The sequence below is a fragment of the Leptolyngbya sp. Cla-17 genome, assembly GCF_016807185.1.
Lineage (GTDB): Bacteria > Cyanobacteriota > Cyanobacteriia > Leptolyngbyales > Leptolyngbyaceae > ULC077BIN1.
In genome coordinates, this window is the sequence record NZ_JAEVYN010000001.1 from 239249 (window position 1) to 260778 (window position 21530).

Below are 21530 nucleotides of genomic sequence, written 5' to 3' on the forward strand. Positions count from 1 at the left end.
CCTTGGTTCCATCGCTGCATTGGCTCAAAATATCCTGTTTTGGGATATTTTTGCAAGGACTGTAGCTTGCTCCTCATGGGCAGGTCAGTTCACTCGGAAAGGTATCAGGAATTTTTGAAACGGCTTCGAACTGCGCGGCACGAAACTGGGCTGACGCAGAAAGAAGTTGCAGAACAACTCGGTGTTCCGCAATCCTACATGTCTAAGTGCGAATCTGGGGAGCGTCGAGTCGATGTGATTGAACTAACAGATTTTGCTGCTACATACAAGAAGTCGCTTACCTACTTTGCCTACAGTAAGCAGGATGAGCATGTGGAGCAGAGCTAATAGACCTCTTGCGTGAATGTAGGTAAGTGGCTAGAACTAGGTCAAGGAGGAGGATATTATGACCTACGAGCAACTTAGCCAACTTAAACCCGGAGCTTTCAAACGTCGATGTGGGGTTCACCTTGAAACGTTTGAGCAGATGGTAGCAATATTGCGTCCCGATCTTGACCGCAGGGGAAAACGGGGTGGACAGTGCAAATTAAGCGTAGAAGACCAATTGTTGGTCGTACTTGAATACTGGCGAGAATACCGGACACAGTTTCATATCGCCACCACGTGGGGGATGAGCGAGTCAGCCGTATGTCGATTGATTCAAAAGGTGGAAGGATTATTGACCAATTCAGACCAGTTTCGGCTACCCGGCAAAAAGCAACTCTACCAGAATGCCAGTACTTGGAGCGTAGTGGCAGTGGATGTGACTGAAAGCCCCATTGAGCGTCCCCAAAAAAACAGCGAGGCTACTACAGCGGCAAGAAAAAGCGGCATACCCTAAAAGCTCAAGTGGTAGTCAATCAAGCGACTGGACAGATTATCTGCACAGCCTTTGGCAAAGGGCGAGTCCATGACTTTCGCTTGTTCAAGCTCCATCGCCTGCCGATGCTGCCGGAGCAGTTGTGTTTAGCGGACAGAGGCTATCAGGGTATGGCAACGCTACATCCCTGTAGTTGCACTCCAACCAAAAAGCCCCGTAAAGGCAAATTGAGCAAAGCTGAGCGGCAGCACAACCGAAATCTAGCCCGATTGCGAGTAGTCGCTGAGCATGTCAACCGCAAGCTCAAGATTTTTCGGATTCTGGCTGAACGGTATCGAAATCGACGCAAGCGCTTCGGGTTGCACTTCAACCTGATTGCAGCGATCCTAAACTTTGAGCTTGCGCTCTCTTCTTGATTCACGCAAGAGACATCATGAGCGATTGCTCACACCCTGGGATGAAAGTGGTAACGTCAGATGAACTGGTTTAGAGGTCGAATTGGAACTAGTGCCAATCAGCCTGAGCAGGAGACTGACCGTACCCGCCCTTGGGACACCCATTTGTGCATTTCGCCGACTGCGAGACAGCACGCAAAGCAGGATCAATTAACGACATGGCGGGTGAACCAGCTTAACCCTAATCAAGGAGAAGCCTGATGCAAGTCACCCATGAGCGCTGCGCTGGAATTGATGTTCACAAAAAGACGGTCGTGGTCTGTTGCTTAAGTTTGGATATGAATGGGAAACCGCAGCGCGAAACCCGCACCTACGGTACGACCATCCGCGAGTTGTTAAATCTGTGCGACTGGCTATCGAGTAGCGAGATCACGCACATTGCCATGGAAAGTACAGGGGAATATTGGAAACCCGTGTACAACGTATTGGAGAGCAGCTTTGAGGTGATAGTCGTGAACTCGCATCACTTCAAGCAAGTACCTGGACGCAAAACCGATGTCAAAGATGCCGAGTGGTTAGCCGAGCTACTGAGCTATGGACTCGTCCGTGGCAGTTTTATTCCACCCCTGCCCCAACGTGATTTGCGCGACTTGACCCGCCAGCGCACGACGCTGATTCGCGAACGCGCGAGTGTCATCAATCGCCTGCAAAAAGTGTTGGAATGGGCAAATCTGAAGCTGGCATCGGTGGTCAGTGACATCGGGGGAGTCTCGTCGCGCGCCATACTCAAAGCACTGGTGGCAGGAGTTGAAGACCCAGAAGCCCTCGCTGAACTTGCCAGAGGACGCATGCGATCCAAGCAAGCCGAACTGATTGCAGCGCTCTCGGGTCGAGTGCGGGACCATCATCGGTTCTTGATCCAAATGCATCTCGACCATCTAGAGTTTCTCGACCGCCAGCTCAAACCGTTTGACGCGCGAATCGAGCAGTTGATTGAGCAGCACATGCCTCCGGTCGAAGTCCTCGTTCCGGCGGCTGAATCCAAGCCTCAGACAGATTCTTCCTCTGACCTGCCGTTGGCGTGGCAGCAAGCGATGCCGTTGCTCGACAGCATTCCGGGAATCGCCCGTCACAGTGCTCAACTGCTGCTGGCAGAAATCGGGAGTGATATGCGACGCTTTCCCAGCGCCGCGCATCTGTGTAAGTGGGCTGGGGTTTGTCCGGGCAATCATGAGAGTGCGGGCAAACAATACTCTGGCAAAACTCCACCCGCAAATCGCTGGTTGCGAAGCATCTTGGTACAAATGGCAAATGCTGCTGTGCGCTGCAAAGCCTCCCATTTTGCTACGGTCTATCGCCGACTTGCGTCCCGTCGGGGACACAAACGCGCCATTGTTGCCGTCGCCCACCGCCTGTTGATTGCGGTCTATCACATCCTCAAACAACACCAACCCTACCGCGACTACCGCACTACCGATTCGGGGCAACGCACCCAACACCAACTGCTCCAAACCTTGCAGCACCGGATAGAGCGGTTGGGATATCAGGTTCAATTAACGCCCCTTACCGCCCCTCAACCACCGAGCTAGTCCTCTATTTTCAAAGCAGGTCTAATGAGGATAGTTCGTGATTCATCATACCCAAATAGGGAAGCAGCTGAAAATTCAGATGTCCTTACTCTTCAAAACTTTCAAGCGGGTATAGAGTTATAGGCTCAGCAAAAGGCATCCATTGGTCGTTCGCTGCCAAAACTTTGATTCCGCTTTCGCTTCTTGTACTAGCAATAACTAATCCTTTTGCCCTTGCTAATGGAAACCACTCATTAAACGATCTGAGATCGTTTGTCTTGTCAGTCTGGGAAAAGTTGTTGTTGGGCTGCCATCGCTCCTCGACCGCTCGCCTCAGCCATCCGGCAGGATTTTTGATTGCACCAGCAGTCATCACTTCTTTCAGGGCTTCCAGAGCAGATAACACCGTTGCTTGTGGGGCAGCCTCAATCACCTTGTTCAGCGTTGAGTTCAGTTTGATATTAAGGTTTGAAATCTCCGATTGAATCTGGTTGGCTCTGTTTTCTAGGGCAACGGCAGTTCGCTCAGGTAAGTCGATGACATTGTTGGGGTGAGCGGTAATAATTCATTTGCCTCTTCAGCTCAATATTCTCTTTCCTAAGAGCCTCGGTCGCTTCTCGCAACCTCTCAACCTGTTCATCAGCGTAGACCGCGATCTGCCCAAGATTTCTTCAATGTGCTGTTGTAATCCCTGGTTAGTCACCCGGAGCTTTTTGACCTCCTGAAGCAGCATCTTCACCTTGGCGGCATTGAACGCATCCGAGGCCTTTTGACTTGGTGGCACACCTTTCTTGGGAGTCTGCTGATTGCGAAGGAACTGAATCCGTTGTTGAACATCAGGTTCCTTATTGAGCCAAGCCCTTGATACCCCCGAAACTTCAGCTACAGTCGAAAAGTGGTAGTGCCCTAAAGGTAATGATGCCTGCAATGAAGACTGAACAGACGTTGCAGGCATACAGCTAACAGTTTTATGCCTTAAGTCTATAGGCTGATTTTGAGTCGAAAGTGCGCCAGCCTGAGCCGTAGTCAGTGTTCTCGCTTCCATATTGCGCGGGAACTTCAACCCCTTGCGGCAAGTGATGATCCATAGATTCAAGACTGGCAGGGGCTTTCAGCTATCATCACATCTTTAGGACTACCGTTTAAAGTTGTATTGGGAGAACGTTCTAGGTTCTCCAAGTACCTCACATAACGGGTGATAGGTTTAATCGGCTGGTAGTCATCATCGAGTACTAACCAACTTACCCTACCATCCGGCAACTTAATGCGTTGAGGCTTCATACCGCAAAATAATAAACTCGTACTATTCTACAACACTATTCATCCTCGAATAAAAAACATCGATGTACTTTGAGTACATCGAGTACGTTAAAGGCAAGCAGGATTATTGTGTGTAAACAACGAACATACCAATCCTGTTTTGTTATTGTTGTTTACTTTGTAGACACTCAATCATCAGGATCTTACTTGAACTGGCATAACGAGGTAGGTCATCTTTAAGCCGCCGAGGGGAGTGAGGATAGCGGGGCTAGTGGGGGTGTTGAACTGAAGCTGGATTTCGGTCGTGTTGAGAGCTTTTAAGCCGTCGAGCAGGTACTTGACGTTGAAGGCGATCGCCATATCTTCGCCCGTAATTTGAGCCGGGATGGTTTCTTCACCACTGCCCACATCCGGTGCATCCACCGACAGCGACATTGCCTGATTAGTCGTATCCACACTCAGCTTAACGATGTTGTTCTTCTGGTCTGCCAAGACTGCGATGCGCTCCAAAGAACTAAGAAACAGGCGGCGATCAATGGTGGTCTGGTGAGTAAATTGACGTGGAATGAGTTGGCGATAGTTGGGATATTGCCCTTCCAACAGACGACTGGTGAGGCGTTGATCCACCCATTCAAAAATCACCTGATTGCGATCGAGCTTCACTGCAACCGAACTGCCCGTTTGTCGCTCCAGCATTTTGGCAAGCTCTTGCAACGCCTTTGCCGGAATCGTCACATCCAGTGCTGTGGCATCTTCTGAAGTGCTATCTTTTGCGCCATTGCCGTTATCATCTACATTGGTCGTTTGCACTACCGACAAGCGATGTCCATCCGTAGCAGCAAACTCTAACTCTTCCGCCGCTAAAGTCAGGTGAACACCGGTGAGCACCTGCTTCGTTTCATCGGCGCTGGCGGCAAATAGTGCGCCTCTCAACCCGTCTAGCATGGCTTCTGAGGGGAGGTGCAAGCTCTCGCCATCGGTGACTGTGGGCAATTCAGGAAACTCTTCGGCGCTCATACCGCGCACCTGATAGCGCCCAGAGGAACACGTGAGGGTGGTGAGAAAGCTAGCATCGTCATCAGAGCTACTTTCTAGGATAATATCGCCTTCTGGCAAGCGAGACACGATGTCGGTGAGCAGTTTGGCTGGCAGCGTCAGTTTCCCTTCGGCTTCAACCGTTGCAGCAAAACTGGTTTGAATGCCGAGGCTCAGGTCAAATGCACTGAGGCTGACTTGCTGGGTTTCTGCGTTGGCAACAAGCAGCACGTTGGCTAAAACTGGATGCGTGGGGCGAGTGGAAACAGCGCGGCTAACTAAAGAAAGGCTTGTGCTGAGGCTGTTTTGGGTGCAGACCAGTTTCATTTGGGGGCGCTCTGAAGTCTTTGTCTGGAGATCCTACCACTGTTGCCTGAAACGATCCACCTGAGCCTGTTTTGAGATTTTTTGCCGTTAACGAGATCGATCCGGACTTAAGAAAAACTTATTTAAATAGTAGTAGTAGAGGCTGTGGAAACTGTGGAAAAGATCGTCAGATCAAACTGGGATAGGAATCTAACACTTTTTTGCTTGTGGATAACTTGTGGAAAAAAACAGGTCATTTCCACACAGTATTTATACTTAGTGTGTCTTTCCACGATCGCTAGATCGTTATAAACTGATTTTCCCCAGACTTATCCACAGAAATTGACAGTTTTTCCACAGGTGATCTCAGGATTTACAAATGTTTACATTCTTTAAACGCAAAAATTTACTGACCTGATTTACTCGAATTTAGGAGAAGCTAAATTATTTAAACACATAAATTTGGTTTTCTGGGGAAAACTCTATTTTTTCCCCAGATAAGTCAACCTGATCAATGAGCAAAATAATCCCTAGCAAAAAATAGTCTGAAATCCATTGGTTTCAGACTACTGAATTAAAAATAGAAGTTTTTTAGGATTTATTGCGGGATTGACTTGCTTGATTGATGCGATCGCTTAACTGACGAAGCGTCTGCGCCATTGATGTGTCATTTTCCTTCAGTTGGGCAATCTTGTCGCAGCTATACATCACGGTTGTATGGTCTTTGCCGCCAAACACTTCCCCAATTTTGGGCAGGCTCAACCCGGTGTGGTGGCGCATGAGATACATGCCAATCTGTCGTGCTGTGCTCACTTCCCGCCGCCGAGAATGACCTTTCAACTCCTCAATCGGCACATTGAAGTTTTCTGCAATGATGGTCATTACTTCCGAGGGAGACGCTTCCACTTGTTCCACCGGCGGGTTCAGCACGGGCGAAATATTGGCTACTGTCATGGGTAACCCAGAGATGGAAATATAAGCGACCGCCCGAATCAGCGCTCCTTCTAACTCTCGGATGTTGGAGGTGTAGCTGGAGGCGATATATTCAATCACATCGCGCGGCAAACGCATGTTTTCATACTCAGCTTTCTTTTGCAAAATTGCCATTCTGGTTTCTAAGTCGGGCGATTGAATGTCGGCAATCAATCCCATGGAAAACCGAGAGCAAAGCCGTTCTTGTAGCCGGGGAATCTGATTGGGGGGACGATCGGATGCCAGCACAACCTGTTTTCCTGCCTCATGCAAGGTATTAAACGTGTGAAAAAACTCTTCTTGGGTGTACTCTTTGCCTTCAATGAACTGGATATCATCGACTAGCAGCACATCTGCCGCACGATAGTGCTCCCGAAAGCTCTGCATACTGTCGCGTCTGATGGCAGTAATCAAGTCGTTGGTGAATTGCTCTGTGGACACATAAAAAACCCGCGAACTCCGGCAAATTTCCAAACGGTAGTGCCCGATCGCCTGCATCAAATGGGTTTTGCCTAATCCAACGCCACCACACAAAAACAGCGGATTAAATTCTCGACCGGGCGATTCTGCTACTGCCAGCGATGCAGCATGAGCCATGCGGTTATTCGACCCAACGACCAAACGAGAGAAGATATATTTTGAATTGAGATCGCTAGAACGGGGGCGATCAGCTGGCTCAGGCAAAACGGTCACAGTAGGAATCTCCATCGGGCTAGTCAGATTGGCAGCGTTGGGTTCCATCGGCAATGCCCAGAAGAAATCTGAATCCACTGGGTTGCCCTCATCATCACAGGCAACCGTCATTTGAATTTCGATCGGGCGCTCCAATATTTCTTGAACCACCTCTGTCAGTGTTTTGAGGTAATACTTCTGCAACCACTTTCGGGCAAAAGGATTCGGCGTTCGCAAAACGAGTCGTTCCTCGGTCAACTCTTCTACGATCGCCGTTTTAATCCATGCCTCAAACGTCGGGCGACTCAGCAAAAGCTGAAGGCGGTCTAGGGCTTCTGCCCAAAAATTTTCAATTGCCGTTGCTTCCACAACTGACCTCATGTTCTAGCGGACGGTAGGGAGAATAGAAAGCTGCATTTGAGGAGAACGGTCAATAGTTCCCTAAATCATTCCTGCTGACTCGCAAATTTGGGAGCCATGCGCTTTTGAAAGTCACCTCAACATAAGAAAAAACGCTATAGGCAGCGTTTAAACATTTTGAAGGCGCTACATCTAAAGTAGCAAACATAAAATTATGGCAAGGTGGAGGCGGATACCAAATGCCAGAAAATCCCTTTAACTGGACGACAGCTAAAGTAGTCTACAGCACCCACCCCATGAAAAGCAGGTAACTCCAAAGATATTTAAAGATTGACAAACCAGGAATATTTGTGCCGAGGCGATCGCCAATTCAGCCTTTCTTCGCCCACTGCACTTCGTATTTTGTACGCTGCACCCCGATTCGCTCTATCCTTCTTTGCCTGTAAAAGTCGGTGCCGCTTCAGCCTTCTCTACGGGCGCAGGTTTGGCTTCGGGAATGCTTGCTTCTAGTTTCAAACAGTTTTTTCCATTTACCTGCAACCGATATTCCACCCGATCCATTAGCCGATTTAAAATCAACCAGCCATAGCCACTCTCCTGTTTTGCTTCTGGAGTAGGAGGAAGATAGGTAGACAAGTCAAACCCTTGTCCATGATCCCAAATCTCTAGAGCAATATCCCGATCTTGGAGTTCCAAACGAATTAAAACGGGCAAGTTGGGCTGATCTTTGTGAGCGTGGCGCACCACGTTGGAATAGGCTTCTACCAGCACTAAACGTAAACGGTTGGATTGTCTGGGCCAATCTACATGGTCGCCTAGCTCAACCTCTAAACTGCCTAGCAGCCAATTCTCGACGATGCTTAAAAACTGTAGATCGCTGGGGATGTGAAGTTCAGTTCTCATTCGCTACAGAACCTCCAAAGAGAGAATAGTTTGGTCGTCTTCTTGTATATCATTGTGCGATCGAATCCGGGCAAGCAAGTCTTTCAGATCCAAGGATGATTGATCTTGAATCAATAATTGCCATAACCCGGTTTGTTGCAGCATGGCAGTGGCTTGATTGCTGCCATTAACTTGATTGGTACCATTAATCGGTTCCGCATTGTGGATGGTTGCTTCAGTAATGCCATCACTGGTAAGCAAAAGAATCTCGCCGGGGTTAAGGTCAATGCTACCAGCAGCAGCTTTCCAATGCGGCAAGATGCCAAGGGGCACACCTCGCACTTTCAGATAATTCGGTTCGATTGTCACGGGTTGTCCTTGAGCGAGATGGGCTGAAACTGCTTCTCTAGACCAGACTAAGGGGTAAATGTGTCCGGCATTCGCATAGATCAGCTTGTGAGTGGATGGGGTGTAGCAGACTAACACCATGGTAATGAAACAGTTGGTGCTGACTAAATCTTCAGACAAGCTGCGATTTAAGTTTTGCATCACAATATGAGGCTCTGGCGGCATTTCTTGAGAAAGTTCTCGCCGTAAGACAGAAATTGCGCTTGCCATGAACAGGGCAGCAGGAACGCCTTTTCCAGAAACATCTCCTACTGCTAACCAAACATCGCCTTGAGGATGGGCATAAACCTCAAAAAAGTCTCCGCCAACCTCCCGTGCCGGATAGCAACATGCTTGAACTTTCATCCCCTTCAATTCGGGTAAAGTTTGCCGCAGCAGGTTGCCCTGAATTTGACGGGCAACTTCTAACTCTGCCCGCATTTGCTCGGCTTGCGTTTGCGTTTGCAGGTAAAGCTTCGCTTGAGAAATGGCAAGGGCAGCTTGTTCGGCAACTTCTTGAATAAGGGTAATGTCTTCGCTAGACCAAGGTGCAGCATCCAGTTCCCGATGCATGGCAAAGATAGCGAGGAAATCTTGCTGATAGGTGATGGGAACAACTAAGCGGTGCGGGCTACCTGTGATTTTATCGGTCTGAATTTGGCGTGTACTAAGGACATTTTGAATCAAGAGATCATCTGTGGACAAGGATTGTTGCGCGGGATTGCTGTTGTCTGCGTTGACGATCGCGGAGTGATAAAAAACCTCGGTCGTCAGGCGATCGCCTTCTATAGGCTGTAAAATGCACTCACTCGCATTAAACGTTTGTACTAGAGTCGCTGCGATGGTTTGCAGCATACTGTCATAATTGAGCGATTCACGAATGGCTGTAGTTACAGCATTAAACAGCGACTCTCGACGCAGCGCCCGCCTGAGTTCGTTGGTGCGTTGTTTGACGATGCGGTAGGTTTCCCCTGCCTGCTGGATTACAACCTTAAGTTGGTCGGGCACCCACGGCTTGGTGATGTACTTAAACACCTTCCCGGCGTTAATGGCTTCCACTAAATCTTCAACATCCGTGTAGCCCGTTAACACAATCCGAATCGTATCGGGAAAGTGATCAACTGTTTTGCTGAGAAACTCAGTTCCTAGCATTTCTGGCATTCGTTGGTCGGAGATGATGATTGCCATCTCGCCCTGTTCATCTAAAATCTTCAGCGCCTCGATCGCGCTTTCTGCCTTGACGACTTCAAAATCTCGCCGAAAAGTCCGGTACAACAGCGCCAGGTTATCTGGTTCGTCATCAACGACCATCAATTTCAGCTTGCCATCGATTTCCTCAGCCATGTGATACCCCAACCTTGTACACCATGGCAAATTGCAGTCTCATGCGCCATTATGCCCCTTGCTTGTCTAACTCAAAATACCCCAGATGACAATCAACCTAACAGGCAGGAATGATTTGGGGAGGAAAGGGAATAAGAGCAGGAAAAAGGGAATAAGAGCAGGAGAAAGGGAATAGGGATTGAGAAAAGATGCACAGACTTTATTGGCGACGGAAGTGGTAGGCTTCGGTTTTTGCGCCCCAAACTTGTTTGCCTTGAGCATCGAAGCCGCGATCCCAAGTATTCATGCTGGCAGGAGCGAGTTCGATGTGGTTAGTGATACGAACGGCTCCTCGTACTTTGGCGGGACAGCCATCGACCGGCGTGTTGCCCATGTAGCCCGTGCCGACCTGTTTGAGGAAGACGTTGCAAACAGGAGTGCCCAGATCGCTAAGGTTGACAGTTCGCTCTATGCTGTCTGATGTGCGATCGCACAATCCAGCCCAGCGAGTTGGGTCAGTGGGCTTAAAAGAGCGCGATCGCACACTTTGGCTAAGGGAACTGGGCGAAATTTCCAAAAATCGCTGACGATATGGTTTGTCAAGCGACGTAGACATTGCCTGTTCTTGATATAAAAAAATGGACTGCGGTTCAGCCTGAGCGACTAACCCGATCCGGCAGGTTGTCATTTGTACGTTGGGCGCTTTAGGATTGGCGATCGCTTGGGCTGAGGTATCCATTTTGCCTACTAGCAATGCAGCGACTTCTTCGGCTTGCTGTTCTAACGTGCTAGAAGTTTTAATAATCGGCTCTGCGATGGCAATGGTGGGATGGAGGAGATACGCGATCGCGATCGTCCCACTCACTGTCGTGGGGAGTTTGCTTATAAAATTTTGCAGAGAAAACGCCATGGAGGAATCCTAGCGCATCTTTAGCGAGTTGCGATCGCGCCATCAGCCTTCAGCAAGATCGATTGCCAGGCGGCGTATCCTTTAGCGTTGAGGTGCAATCCATCGGTGGTCAGCTCTTGTCGCAAATTGCCGTTGGTATCTGCCATCTGACTAGAGAGATCGAGAAAATAGGCTCCGCTGCGGGTGGAAAGTGCCCTGAGTTGGCGATTGAGTTGGGCGATGCGATCGCTGGATGCAATCACCGAGCGGGTTGGCAGCACTGACTGCACAATCAAATTCGCTTGAGGCTGGGTTCGCCGAAGTTGAGTAATAATCTGGCGCACATTCCACAAAATTTCGTTGTCGGTGGCTCCCTGTTTCAGGTCGTTGATGCCTGCCATGAGATAAACGACACGGGGACGAGTTGCCGCAAAATCAGACAAACGGCGGAGAATGCCGTGCGTGGTGTCGCCTGAAATAGATTGGTTCAGCCACGTTTGGGGTTGCGGCAAGCGATCGCTAGGAAACCACAGGCTCAAAGAGTCGCCCAATAATACACCAGTGCGTTGAGTTGCTTTGGCAGCGATCGCGGCTTCCCGTTTCATCAAAGTGCGCCACTGCTCGTAAGTCGGTTGTTGGGTGGCATTGCTCCAACTAGATTGAAAGCTGTTGGGTGGTAAGTGAGTGTAGAGATGCCCGGTGCTGACTGCGGCGACCCGCTGAGAATAAAGCTGGCTTCCCGACCTCGGCACGGCCACTGAAGAAAATTTTGTGGAGGAGATCGATTCTGGGCGACTGTGAGATCGCAACCTCAGCAAGATTTGATTCAACCGCTGCTTTTCAGCTTGCACTGCTTGATGATGGGTGCGAAGTTCGTCTTTTGGAACGCTGGTGTTGGTTTTATCAGGAATTTGGGAGGCAAGTACTAACGAATCAAGCATGATCAAATGGCAGCAAACTCTGCTTACTATTCACAGCGATCGCTACTTCGTTTCAGGATAGTTATGACCAGACTTCAGTCTTATTCTCTCTACTACTTCCGCAGCGATCGCCAGTTTTATGCGGCACTACTTCGGCGATCGTGCGGATCAAGTAATCAAGGTCAACGGGTTTAGAGAGCCACCTTTGAAAGCCTGCGGCTGCAGCCAGTAAATCGTCGTTTCCCTGGATGTAAGCTGAAACAGCAATGGCAGGCAGAAATTGATTAGACTTCGCTTCTAAGGCTCTAAGCTTGCGAATGAAGATATAGCCATCTTCATTGGGGAGAGCAATATCGCTGACCAAAACATCGGGCGTGAACTGGGTGAGGAGAGTGAAGGCTTCGCACGCCGAAGCAACTACTGCCACCACCGCTCCGATACTTTCTAAGAGACAGGTAAACAGAAGTTGGGTGTCTGGATCATCGTCAACAATCAGAATCTTTAGCCCAGTGAGATCCAAAGACTGATCCTGCACGTATCCTTCCATGATGAGTTCTCTAATCACAAAATCCCAAATGCGTATTTGAATTTTGAATCGAAGCAAACGAGTTTTGAAATCTGCAAGCTCATCCCTGCGCTCTCCCTAGCAAACACAGGTTTGAATTAATTACGGCTCTAGAAGCAACTCAGTAAAGCTTTTCTTGTAAAGAAGAGTAACATTTCTCATACAAAGAAGTCAGTACGATCTTAAACAAACGAGTTGACTTTTGGTTATTCTCTCGAATGCTGAGGCTATAGCCTCAGCATTCGAGAGAATTCGTTTCTGATCACGCCATAACACTCGCAGGAAAAGTCCTCCAGTCCATGTCGGCTCACAACCTCAATCTTGCCGCGCGTGTAGCGGATCAGTCCTAATTGAGCTAGGTTGCCTGCTGCCACCGTCACTCCTGCCCGACGCACACCCAGCATTTGACCAATAAATTCTTGAGTGAGCAAAAACTCCTCCTTGGAAACGGCATCAGCGACTAATAGCAGCCACCGCGCCAAGCGTTTTTCGGTTGTGTGAAAGCGATTACAAGCCACCGATTGCGAGGTTTGCACTAATAGTGCTTGCACATAGCGCAACAATATCTTTTGCAGGCTGCCTCCCTCGCCAAACTCTGCTTGCAACACCGTTGCCTCAAGTCGAAGTGCATCGCCTGCAACTTGAACCAAGGCGCGATGAGTTCCGGTTGTGCCGCTCAAAATCACTGAAATCCCCGCCATGCCCTTGTGTCCTATGATGCCGACTTCGATCGTTGAACCATTCAGCAAGGTGGAAACTAAAGAAATCATCGCGCCAATTGGAAAATAGACGTATTGAATGGCGTTATTTGCTTCGTAAATCACCTGATGAAGGGGCAATGAAACCCACTCTAAGTGAGGAAGGAGACGTTGGTAATCTTCAGGCGGCAGTGCTTTCAATAACCAATTTGCAGCCACACCATCAGATTGAGACACAGGCATAGAAATTATTCCTAGTGAAATCGAGTTGAGAAAAAACAACTGACAACATAAGGAAGCGTATTAACGCTTTAGCCCTCATTGCCAAGAAGCAATTTTTCTAGTTCAAAGCAAAATGCTAAACCTGACTCATGACAGTAGCTAAAACTATAGATTTGTAGTAGACCACAATCGCATATTGAGCGTCTGTACGGTTCTCAACCTAGTTCCCTTTTTCCAAATCCATTCCAAGGCAGGCTGCGGGTAGTGTTCTCGCAAGGACAGATCATTTCAACGCACAAAGACGATCGCAAAGTCCTAGTCTCTGCAATCGCGCTATTCAATCTGAAGCAACTGTCCTGGATTAACCCACTTAGACTCCAGCCCAAAGACAAAAGTTGAAAACGAGAGCGGTAAAATAACATCTGAACACTAATTTTTAACAAGCTGAGTTTGAGATGGAGAACACTACGATTAACTGCGCTGTAGCCTGTATCAACGGCTGCGTGCTGGGTGACAAGTGCCCTAACCTGGAGTACAAATCGAAAGCGGTGAGTTTTGTGAATGAAACATCGCTGGATAAATTGCTGGAAATTGCCGAGTCAGCCCGCATGAAAAAAATGACGGAGCCGCCCAAATGGGTGCTGCCAGAAGACTAATCACGGTAAGTGGCAGGGACTAAGGGGCAAGTGGGTGCAAAGCCCTCCTCCCAACGCCGCACTTTCCTAGAGATCGCCTTTTTCTTGTCCTGGCTCAATCACTTCTCGTACTCGATAAATCGGTCGTCCTTGCGATTCGTGATAGGTTCGCATTAGCAGTTCTGCCAATAGCCCAAAGCAAAACAACTGTACTCCTGTCAAAATCAATACGACGACTAAAATCAGCAGGGGACGGTTAATGCTTTCCCCAAAGCTGAGCTTTAGGGTGGTGAGATACAAACCAATTACCGTTCCTAAAAAGATCGATAACACGCCCATGGAACCGAACACATGCATCGGGCGCGTCAAAAACTTACGCATAAAGAAAACGGTTATCAAATCCATGATGACGCGAATCGTGCGATCGAGTCCGTATTTGCTTTTGCCAAACTGCCGGGGATGATGGCGTACTGGAATTTCGGCAATCCGCGCACCTTCAATAAATGCCAGTGCGGGCAAAAAGCGGTGCAACTCACCATAGAGATTCATATCGGCGATCAGTTCTGAGCGATAGGCTTTGAGAGAGCAGCCATAATCGTGAACCTTGACCCCGGTCACTTGGGCGATTAGCCAATTAGCAATTTGAGATGGAATTAACCGAGTGACCGTGGCATCCTGCCGATTTTTACGCCAACCGCTGACCAGGTCATAGCCTTCGCTCAGTTTGCTAAGCAGGATGGGAATATCCGCCGGATCATTTTGCAAATCTCCATCCATCGTCACGATGATTTGCCCTTTGGCGTGGCTAAACCCTGCTGCCATTGCGGCGGTTTGCCCATAGTTACGCCGCAGAATCACACTGCGAAGATCGGTGCGATCGCTGGCAATTTGCTTCAGCCGATCAGCGGAACCATCGGTAGAGCCATCGTCAATACACAAGATTTCGTAGCTGATGTTGGCAGTGATCAGCGTGGCAGAAATCGCCTCTAATAAATGGGGCAGATTTTCGTATTCATTATGAATCGGGACGACGATAGAGACCTGAGGCTGGAGGGATGATGCCCACAATTTGCTGTTTTCAACAGTGAATGTCATGCGGAATTGAAACGTTAGGGTGCATTGAGGGTGAGAAGACGCGATCTGATTCTACAGGGTTTGGCTGGGTTGATAGGTGGCAACGATGCGTCCGGCTCCCCGCAACTGAGCATAGTAGGTTTGACCGATGCGGCTTGCTTGATCTGATAAGACATCGATCGCGATGCCATTGTGCCCCTGATCTTTGCCGGAACTGTGAATATAGTGGTTGTCGCCCAGGTACAGTCCAACATGGGTGGCTTTTTGGGGAGTGCCAAAAAAGATCAGATCGCCGGGTTGCAACTCTGAAACCGCGATCGCTTGAGTAAATGCTTCTTGCTGGTAAGCATCTCTCGGCAGCCACACGCCCACCGATGCAAAGGCGGCTTGCATCAAGCCAGAGCAATCGTAGTTGGGTGCCACTGTGCCGCCCCAGAGATAATGGTTGGGCTGATCTTTTGCTGCCTGAGTAAAGGCGATCGCGGCTGGAACTCTCGCTTGAATCTCTGTTGTAGAGAGCGAGATTGGCTGATAGGGATGAACTGCTTTCTCTAAATAGGCAAGATCTGCCATTGAAATCCAGCCGGGATAGTCATCTTCACACAGGCAAACGGCGATTGCGGCTGTGCTCTGATCAGCAGCCAATTGTTCCAGCACTGTGGAAGTTCGCAGATGTCTGCCAACCGCTGCTTGAGTTGCCAACCGCTCTAACGCTGGCGAATCGAACACATCTAAAGATCGGCTACAACGGTACTCTGATTGAATTTCAGCCGTGTGAACCTGATTCGCTTGTAAAGAAATCACGGTTAAAATACTCCCTGTTATTACACCTACCGTGTATCCATATCTCGATGTTAAGAGTCTGTGCCGGGAGACTTCCCCCGCTCCTTGGAGGACTCAGCCCCCCAAACCCTTTGCATAAGAGTTTTGTGGTGTAGCACTAAGACTCAGTTCATTCACAGGGCACATCATATCAGCAAGGGTCGAGTGTGCAATGCTGGCGCAGAGTTTTTAGAAAGTTTTCGGAGTTTTCCGGATAGAGCGTAGGAACTCGGAATAGTGGAGTGGTAGATGCACCCTGATTGTCGCCCTCAGCCACAAGCTGGGGGCTTTTTGTTGGGATATTACGACAGTTAAAACTGGGCGATCGCGCCCTTGTGATCAATTTGCAGAACTTGGACAGTCGCGTCAATGGTTTGATCTTTCCAGGCAGTGGCGATCGCGGCTTGCACCTGTTCTGCTTGGGTCACCTCCGCCAGTGCTAACAGAGTTGGTCCTGCGCCGCTAATCACTAATCCATAGGCACCTGCGGCGATCGCCGCTTGATGCACTGCTTCGTAACCCGGAATCAGCGCTTGCCGATAGGGTTGATGAATTCGATCTTGCAAAGCGGCTTGCAGCCAGTCGGCGTTTCCTGTTTCTAAGCCGCGCAGCAATAAACCTAAATGAGCCGTGTTGAAAATAGCATCCGCCCGACTATAGCTAGTAGGAAGAACACGGCGCGCCTCCGCAGTGGATAGCTCAAAGTTGGGAATAGCAGCGATTGCGGTAATGCTGGGATGCCAAGGAATGTCGCAAATTTGCCATTCGTCATTCACTCCCTTTGCTGCCAAGCGACACCCTCCCATCAATGCTGGCACCACATTATCGGGATGTCCTTCAATATCTACCGCTAGTTTCACCACGGCTTCCAGGCTCAGCGGTGACCCTGCCAAAATATTTGCCCCCAACATTCCCGCGGCGATCGCCGTTGCCGAACTTCCTAAACCCCTTGCCAGTGGCACTCCTAGTTGAATGTCAATTTTTACGGAGGGCACTGATTGCCCAATCTGTTCATAGAGTTTGGCAAACGCTTTGTATGCCAGATTTGATTCATCTGTTGAAACCCGTGCTGCTTCTGTGCCCGTTGCGGTGATCACAACCGCCGGTGGGCTAGATAACAGCGAAAATGTGAAGGAGTTATAGAGCGTCAGAGCCGCACCCAAACAGTCAAAGCCGGGTCCGATATTGGCGGTGGTGGCAGGAACCGCGATCGCAACAGAAGTAGGATGAGACATCAAAAAAACCAAATCTGGCAAATGACAAAGCATTGCTAATGATATAGCAGGGGAGGGCACAGTTTTGAGTGCGGAGTGCGATAGGTTGGATTCAGTGATTCTTCATTATCCTGTGAAGCCTCAATGAGGTTGAAGCAGTAGATATACGAAGATATACGGAGTTAAACTAAAATCGTAAGATACTTGCCGCCTTGCTCTTGCTCCACATATATTGCCGATTGCCAACGCATAGTGGGTCTCAGATGTGTCTTAGGTTGGATTGACCCAACGCTTAAAGTGTCACAAGGCCTCTGTTTTAGATTGGATCAAATCGGTAGTGTCATGGTTCAGCTGATATGGATTGGTGGCGATTGCACAGATTAGAACAGTCTCTTTTATGCCTTGTTCTTCGTCTAAAGTTTCTCAAATCAAAGCCTCTACGCAATCAAAAGACTCTATGTCACTAGAGCTTCAGCTTTGGAATGAACGTTGTGTAGCTTCGCTAGGACAGCGGATATCTGAGTTTGTAACTGCTTATTTAGAGAATGAAAAGACAGTCCCGCAGGAAAGTGTAGACCAAGCGGAATTGGCGCTTTTTCAACGGGTTGCCTCTGAGTTGAGTCGCCTGTTAGAAACACCCGTCGCGATCGCGCTGCCATTGACCCATCACCCTAAAGCCGAATTGACGCTAGCCTATGTTGCCGGATATGGGCGATCGCAGTTAATGACATGGCAGTTGTCGAAAGGCAAAGAAATTGCTTTGAAGCAAGGACAGCCAATTAGCCGATCTGACTTCGCTAAGTTGCAGCAGTGCGTTGATTCCTCAGGGCACCCGTATCGTCTCTATGAAATTCGCGGATCGCAGTGTGAAGCATGGCTGCTGATTGGTCATTCAACTGATGATCTAAGCAATCCAGATGAGTCGCCTCAGCTACGCTGTTCCCCTGAAACACTTGAGCGCATCGCTCAACAGTGTGTAGGTGCGCTGCACCAGATTAGACTGATTGCTAGCCAGCGTCAGCGCTACCAAACTCTACTAACAAAAAATCAAGAACTTGAGCAAGCTAATCAGCTAAAAAGTGAGTTTCTTGCCAATACCAGCCACGAAATTCGTACACCCCTCAGCTCCATTCTTGGATTTACCCATCTTTTGCAGCAACAGGGCTTCGACCCGCTGAATTTGCGCCACCAGGAATATCTCAGAATAATTTTGAGTAGCGGTCGGCACCTATTGGCACTGATTAACGACATTTTGGATTTGTCCAAAATTGAAGCCAATCAAATGACCTTGCAATGGGAAACGATCAATATTGAGGAACTTTGTAAAATTTGCCTGACCTTGGTGCGCGAGAAAGCAAGTGATAAGGGCTTGAGTGTGCAGTTAGAGTTGCAGCCAAATCTGAAAACAGTTGGGGGAGACGGCTTACGGCTCAAGCAAATGCTGTTTAATCTGTTGTCTAATGCAGTCAAGTTTACGCTTCGAGGCTCAGTTGGGCTGCAAGTGATGACCACAAAGGATCACATTCACTTTACCGTGTGGGATAGCGGCACTGGAATTTCACCCGAACAGCAGAGCCTGCTGTTCAAACCTTACTCGCAGATCGCCAACGTCGCAGTAGAGCGCAGCGAAGGAACCGGACTGGGGTTAGTGCTGACTCAAAAGCTAGCCGAGCTTCACGGTGGACGGGTTGAAGTTTGTTCAGAACTAAATCAAGGGTCTCGGTTCACGGTGGTGCTACCGCTCAGTCCAATTGGGTTAGCAGAGGATTTTGAGCGGTGTGATGCCGAGGCGAATCATAAAGTGCCTCCATCTGCTCACGCGAAACCCAGTCCAAAACTGGCTCGCCAGGGAATCGTGGCTAAACAGGTGATTTCAGAAACGGTGAAAGAAAGCGATAGAACTAGCGCGGTCGCTCTACCGGATGACGACCCAGACTCAATCGCTCTGCTTGCGGAGGAGTTTACTCAGCAAGATCTTGCATTTAACCGAGTGTTAGTGGTGGAAGACAATATTCCGAATGCAAAACTGATGCTGACTTATTTGAGCCGTTTGGGCTATGAGGTCACTTGGGCAAAAGATGGCATGGAAATGTGGAGTGCGCTGGAGCGATCGCTGCCTGCGGTCATTTTGATGGATGTGCATTTGCCTGACGCAGATGGACTTGTCCTGACTCGTCAACTGAAGCATCATCCTCGCTATCAGACCATTCCAGTAATCACTCAAACGGCAATGGCAATGAAGGGCGATCGCGCGGTTTGTTTAGAATCTGGAGCTGACGATTATATTTCTAAGCCGATTGATCTAGATGCCCTGGCAAAACTGATGATGCACTACGCCAAACTTGGCACGAAAGTGAATTAGCTTAAAAGTGCTTTAAAAGTCTACGCCCCGCTTCAGGTCTACGCCTTTTTCGGCGTAGTGTTTGTGGCAAATCATTTCAGAGTGAACGCTTGCTAGATCAAAGTAAGCAGGCAAATTCTTGCAGCGCCCAGTGATGATGATTTCAGTATCACGTGGTTTGCGAAGCAGGGCTTGCATGATCGGTTCTTCGGGCAACAGTTCGAGATCGACAGTAGGATTGAGTTCATCCAAAATCAGGGTTTTATAAAGTCCAGAGGCGATCGCGGCTCTGGCAATTTCCCAACCCCGCTCGGCTTCCACATAGTCCAATTCTTGCTGCTGCCCCCGCCAAACGATGGCATCGCGTCCGCAGCGCTGATGATCCACCAGGTTGGGATAACTTTGGCGCAGGGCGGCGATCGCTGCATCCTCGGTGTAGCCTGAGCCACCCTTCAGCCATTGCATGATCAGCACCCGATGAGATTTATCCTGACTGATGCCGCGCCCGATCGCCTGTAGTGCTTTGCCCAAGGCGCTAGTAGATTTGCCTTTCCCCTCGCCAGTGTAGATTTCAATGCCCTCAATTCCGTTGTTCTGGGCTTTGGAGTGGTAATGGGGGCGCATTTCTGAGTGCAAATCAGCAATATCAAGTAGGGTTTGAGGGGCTGCACGTCCGGTGGCAATCACTTCCATATGGTCAGGTTTACGCTGAAGCGTGCTAGCCACTTCATCCACAGGCAGCAAGCCTAAATCGAGGACGGGGTTCAACTCGTCTAGCACCACGACAGAATATAAACCAGACGCGATCGCGCCTTTTGCAACATCCCAACCGCGCTGCGCTTCTAGCTTGTCGAAGCGGGTGATTTGGTCGGCTCCAAAAAACTCAGCCCGTCCGGTGCGAACCTGATCAATTAAGTGAGGAAAGCCGCGTTGCAAAGCTTCGATCGCGGCATCTTCATCATAAGTGCGTCCTGGACCTTTGAGAAAGCGCAGCAACAGCACACGGGTTTGCAAATCGCTGTGAATGCCTAAGCCAATTGATCGCAGCACTACTCCCAATGCCGCTTGAGATTTACCCTTTCCGGCACCGTCGTAGACATGAATTTGCCCAGTCAACCGTTCCGATCGAGTTTGAGCCGTCCGAATGCCAACCCCGCCTCGTGCCATTGTTCTCACTGTTCCCATACTGCTCCATCCTAGCGAACTCTGCTTCGCTGCTGCTGGGAATACTTTAACCTACTCTACCTATAGCGTCTTTTAAGAAAGAATTCATTAAATCTGGCTATAGCTGGATTTGCACAATAAGGGCTGAAGCGTCTTGATGAGTACAGTAGAACTCTTGCACAGCTAGATCAATTCTTCTAGGGTGGGCTGCAAAAGTTTTTGAATTTCAGCAGGCGTGCAGCAGATACATTGGGCTGGGACGATTGGATTCAGGTCAGCGCTTGCGTTTCCTCTCTTGAGCAAGTGCAGACTGCGACGAATTAAAGGAAAAGCACTTCCGCCGACGATAAGGGCAACCACTAAACTAACGGCGACATCTGCCCAAGTCCAGTGCCAGAGCCAAACGGCGATCGCGGCTAGCAGCACGCCGATTGAACTAAACAAATCGCCTAGCAAGTGTAAAAACACACCCTGCACGTTCAGATCTTGGTGGCTGTGCCCATGCAGCAACCGCACATTGATCACATTAGCAACCAGGCTAAATCCTGCCATAGCGACCATGGGCACACTTAAAATCTCTGGAGCCGCTTCACCCAGGCGATGCAAACCCTCCCACAGCAACTCTGCCGAAATGCCTAGCAATCCCAAACCATTGACCAGCGCGGCGATCGCTTCCAAGCGAGAGGTGCCTGTCGCAGGCTGTTTTTTGCAAGCCCACCATGCTGCAATCACCGATAGCCCAAAGGTGGCTGCATCCGCAAACAGATGTCCAGAGTCGGCAAACAGCGCTAGGCTGTGGCTCCATGCGCCAATCGCAACATCAGCAGTAGCAGTCAAAACAACAAGACTCCAGGCAATCGTCAGCGATCGCAATTTTTGCAGCGGTTCTCGAGATGTTGAATCAGATGCCAAAGCGTTTCACGTTTACTACAGGCTTCAATCATAGATAGAAAAGCTGGTTAAATGTTCCTCGGTCGCTTAGTTGAATCTGCACGGGATCGACAAAGCCCAAGTCACGATAGCTAAC

The 21530-nt window shown here is 49.3% G+C and carries 20 protein-coding genes; 6 read left to right on the forward strand and 14 right to left on the reverse strand.

What is annotated here, in order from left to right; translation table 11 throughout:
- Positions 1-114 precede the first annotated feature (114 nt).
- The 4 genes from JOY44_RS01120 (at position 115) to JOY44_RS01135 (ending at position 2783) form a co-directional block, all read left to right on the forward strand.
- Entirely contained in the window at positions 115-327 is a 213-nt protein-coding gene (locus tag JOY44_RS01120; protein WP_242541698.1) for a helix-turn-helix domain-containing protein, read from the forward strand.
- 58 nt (positions 328-385) lie between these two features.
- Positions 386-1215, forward strand: a protein-coding gene (locus tag JOY44_RS01125; RefSeq protein WP_415881094.1) for an IS5 family transposase whose coding sequence is annotated in 2 segments (ribosomal slippage) — positions 386-776 and positions 776-1215 — 831 coding nt in all. Because the reading frame shifts where the segments join, the coding sequence is not laid out codon by codon here.
- Positions 1216-1275: 60 nt separating this feature from the next.
- On the forward strand, positions 1276-1455 hold the full coding sequence (locus JOY44_RS01130) for a hypothetical protein (protein ID WP_171571961.1): 180 nt from the start codon (positions 1276-1278) through the stop codon (positions 1453-1455).
- Positions 1455-2783 carry an IS110 family transposase gene (locus JOY44_RS01135; protein WP_171571962.1) on the forward strand — a complete coding sequence of 443 codons (1329 nt, stop codon included), beginning with the start codon at positions 1455-1457 and terminating at the stop codon, positions 2781-2783. The genes JOY44_RS01130 and JOY44_RS01135 overlap by 1 nt, the downstream gene beginning before the upstream one ends.
- An 85-nt stretch (positions 2784-2868) precedes the next feature.
- On the opposite strand, the gene JOY44_RS01140 is transcribed toward JOY44_RS01135, so the two are convergent.
- From JOY44_RS01140 to JOY44_RS01180, 9 genes are all read right to left on the reverse strand, one after another.
- Positions 2869-3195 (reverse strand): hypothetical protein, encoded by a 327-nt coding sequence (locus tag JOY44_RS01140; protein WP_171571963.1) that lies wholly within the window; start codon positions 3193-3195, stop codon positions 2869-2871.
- 1022 nt (positions 3196-4217) lie between these two features.
- Positions 4218-5384: a DNA polymerase III subunit beta gene (gene dnaN / locus JOY44_RS01145; protein ID WP_171571966.1), complete on the reverse strand. Its 1167-nt coding sequence runs from the start codon at positions 5382-5384 to the stop codon at positions 4218-4220.
- Between the two features lie 570 nt (positions 5385-5954).
- Positions 5955-7376, reverse strand: coding sequence for a chromosomal replication initiator protein DnaA (gene dnaA, locus JOY44_RS01150; protein WP_242541700.1), 1422 nt, complete (start codon positions 7374-7376; stop codon positions 5955-5957).
- 417 nt (positions 7377-7793) lie between these two features.
- A complete protein-coding gene (locus tag JOY44_RS01155; RefSeq protein ID WP_171571968.1) occupies positions 7794-8270 on the reverse strand; it encodes an ATP-binding protein in 477 nt (158 codons plus the stop codon).
- Between the two features lie 3 nt (positions 8271-8273).
- Positions 8274-9980, reverse strand: a complete 1707-nt coding sequence (locus tag JOY44_RS01160; RefSeq protein WP_171571969.1) for a SpoIIE family protein phosphatase — start codon at positions 9978-9980, stop codon at positions 8274-8276.
- 199 nt (positions 9981-10179) lie between these two features.
- Entirely contained in the window at positions 10180-10869 is a 690-nt protein-coding gene (locus tag JOY44_RS01165) for a chromophore lyase CpcT/CpeT (protein ID WP_171571970.1), read from the reverse strand.
- 20 nt (positions 10870-10889) lie between these two features.
- Complete coding sequence (locus JOY44_RS01170) at positions 10890-11789, reverse strand: GDSL-type esterase/lipase family protein (RefSeq protein WP_171571971.1); 900 nt, start codon at positions 11787-11789, stop codon at positions 10890-10892.
- A 61-nt stretch (positions 11790-11850) separates the two neighbouring features.
- The gene (locus tag JOY44_RS01175; RefSeq protein ID WP_171571972.1) at positions 11851-12315 is read right to left on the reverse strand and encodes a response regulator; all 465 of its coding nucleotides are present in this window, start codon (positions 12313-12315) and stop codon (positions 11851-11853) included.
- A 245-nt stretch (positions 12316-12560) separates the two neighbouring features.
- Positions 12561-13274: a Crp/Fnr family transcriptional regulator gene (locus JOY44_RS01180; protein WP_171571973.1), complete on the reverse strand. Its 714-nt coding sequence runs from the start codon at positions 13272-13274 to the stop codon at positions 12561-12563.
- Positions 13275-13708: 434 nt separating this feature from the next.
- On the opposite strand from JOY44_RS01180, the gene JOY44_RS01185 reads away from it, so the two are divergent.
- On the forward strand, positions 13709-13909 hold the full coding sequence (locus JOY44_RS01185) for a hypothetical protein (protein ID WP_171571974.1): 201 nt from the start codon (positions 13709-13711) through the stop codon (positions 13907-13909).
- A 66-nt stretch (positions 13910-13975) separates the two neighbouring features.
- On the opposite strand, the gene JOY44_RS01190 is transcribed toward JOY44_RS01185, so the two are convergent.
- The 3 genes from JOY44_RS01190 to thrB all read right to left on the reverse strand — a co-directional run bounded on the left by JOY44_RS01190 (position 13976) and on the right by thrB (position 17019).
- Positions 13976-14983, reverse strand: coding sequence for a glycosyltransferase family 2 protein (locus JOY44_RS01190; protein ID WP_171571975.1), 1008 nt, complete (start codon positions 14981-14983; stop codon positions 13976-13978).
- A 51-nt stretch (positions 14984-15034) separates the two neighbouring features.
- Positions 15035-15766: a C40 family peptidase gene (locus tag JOY44_RS01195; protein ID WP_197984867.1), complete on the reverse strand. Its 732-nt coding sequence runs from the start codon at positions 15764-15766 to the stop codon at positions 15035-15037.
- A 329-nt stretch (positions 15767-16095) separates the two neighbouring features.
- Positions 16096-17019 carry a homoserine kinase gene (gene thrB, locus JOY44_RS01200; RefSeq protein WP_171571976.1) on the reverse strand — a complete coding sequence of 308 codons (924 nt, stop codon included), beginning with the start codon at positions 17017-17019 and terminating at the stop codon, positions 16096-16098.
- Positions 17020-17455: 436 nt separating this feature from the next.
- Between thrB and JOY44_RS01205 the strand changes: the two genes are divergently transcribed.
- A complete protein-coding gene (locus tag JOY44_RS01205; RefSeq protein ID WP_197984868.1) occupies positions 17456-19360 on the forward strand; it encodes an ATP-binding protein in 1905 nt (634 codons plus the stop codon).
- A 12-nt stretch (positions 19361-19372) separates the two neighbouring features.
- Here JOY44_RS01205 and JOY44_RS01210 read toward each other — a convergent pair whose 3' ends face one another.
- Together JOY44_RS01210 and JOY44_RS01215 are read right to left on the reverse strand one after the other, a co-directional pair.
- Entirely contained in the window at positions 19373-20524 is a 1152-nt protein-coding gene (locus tag JOY44_RS01210; RefSeq protein WP_197984869.1) for a cob(I)yrinic acid a,c-diamide adenosyltransferase, read from the reverse strand.
- A 162-nt stretch (positions 20525-20686) separates the two neighbouring features.
- On the reverse strand, positions 20687-21415 hold the full coding sequence (locus JOY44_RS01215) for a cation diffusion facilitator family transporter (RefSeq protein ID WP_171571977.1): 729 nt from the start codon (positions 21413-21415) through the stop codon (positions 20687-20689).
- Positions 21416-21530: the final 115 nt, after the last annotated feature.

Bases quoted from the DNA above. Each gene is read 5' to 3' on its own strand.
- JOY44_RS01130 (WP_171571961.1), top strand. From the start codon at position 1,276: ATGAACTGGTTTAGAGGTCGAATTGGAACTAGTGCCAATCAGCCTGAG.
- JOY44_RS01185 (WP_171571974.1), top strand. From the start codon at position 13,709: ATGGAGAACACTACGATTAACTGCGCTGTAGCCTGTATCAACGGCTGC.
- JOY44_RS01210 (WP_197984869.1), bottom strand. From the start codon at position 20,524: ATGGGAACAGTGAGAACAATGGCACGAGGCGGGGTTGGCATTCGGACG.
- JOY44_RS01205 (WP_197984868.1), top strand. From the start codon at position 17,456: ATGTCACTAGAGCTTCAGCTTTGGAATGAACGTTGTGTAGCTTCGCTA.
- JOY44_RS01170 (WP_171571971.1), bottom strand. From the start codon at position 11,789: ATGCTTGATTCGTTAGTACTTGCCTCCCAAATTCCTGATAAAACCAAC.
- JOY44_RS01135 (WP_171571962.1), top strand. From the start codon at position 1,455: ATGCAAGTCACCCATGAGCGCTGCGCTGGAATTGATGTTCACAAAAAG.
- JOY44_RS01155 (WP_171571968.1), bottom strand. From the start codon at position 8,270: ATGAGAACTGAACTTCACATCCCCAGCGATCTACAGTTTTTAAGCATC.
- dnaN (WP_171571966.1), bottom strand. From the start codon at position 5,384: ATGAAACTGGTCTGCACCCAAAACAGCCTCAGCACAAGCCTTTCTTTA.
- JOY44_RS01175 (WP_171571972.1), bottom strand. From the start codon at position 12,315: ATGGAAGGATACGTGCAGGATCAGTCTTTGGATCTCACTGGGCTAAAG.
- thrB (WP_171571976.1), bottom strand. From the start codon at position 17,019: ATGTCTCATCCTACTTCTGTTGCGATCGCGGTTCCTGCCACCACCGCC.
- JOY44_RS01180 (WP_171571973.1), bottom strand. From the start codon at position 13,274: ATGCCTGTGTCTCAATCTGATGGTGTGGCTGCAAATTGGTTATTGAAA.
- JOY44_RS01165 (WP_171571970.1), bottom strand. From the start codon at position 10,869: ATGGCGTTTTCTCTGCAAAATTTTATAAGCAAACTCCCCACGACAGTG.
- JOY44_RS01190 (WP_171571975.1), bottom strand. From the start codon at position 14,983: ATGACATTCACTGTTGAAAACAGCAAATTGTGGGCATCATCCCTCCAG.
- JOY44_RS01160 (WP_171571969.1), bottom strand. From the start codon at position 9,980: ATGGCTGAGGAAATCGATGGCAAGCTGAAATTGATGGTCGTTGATGAC.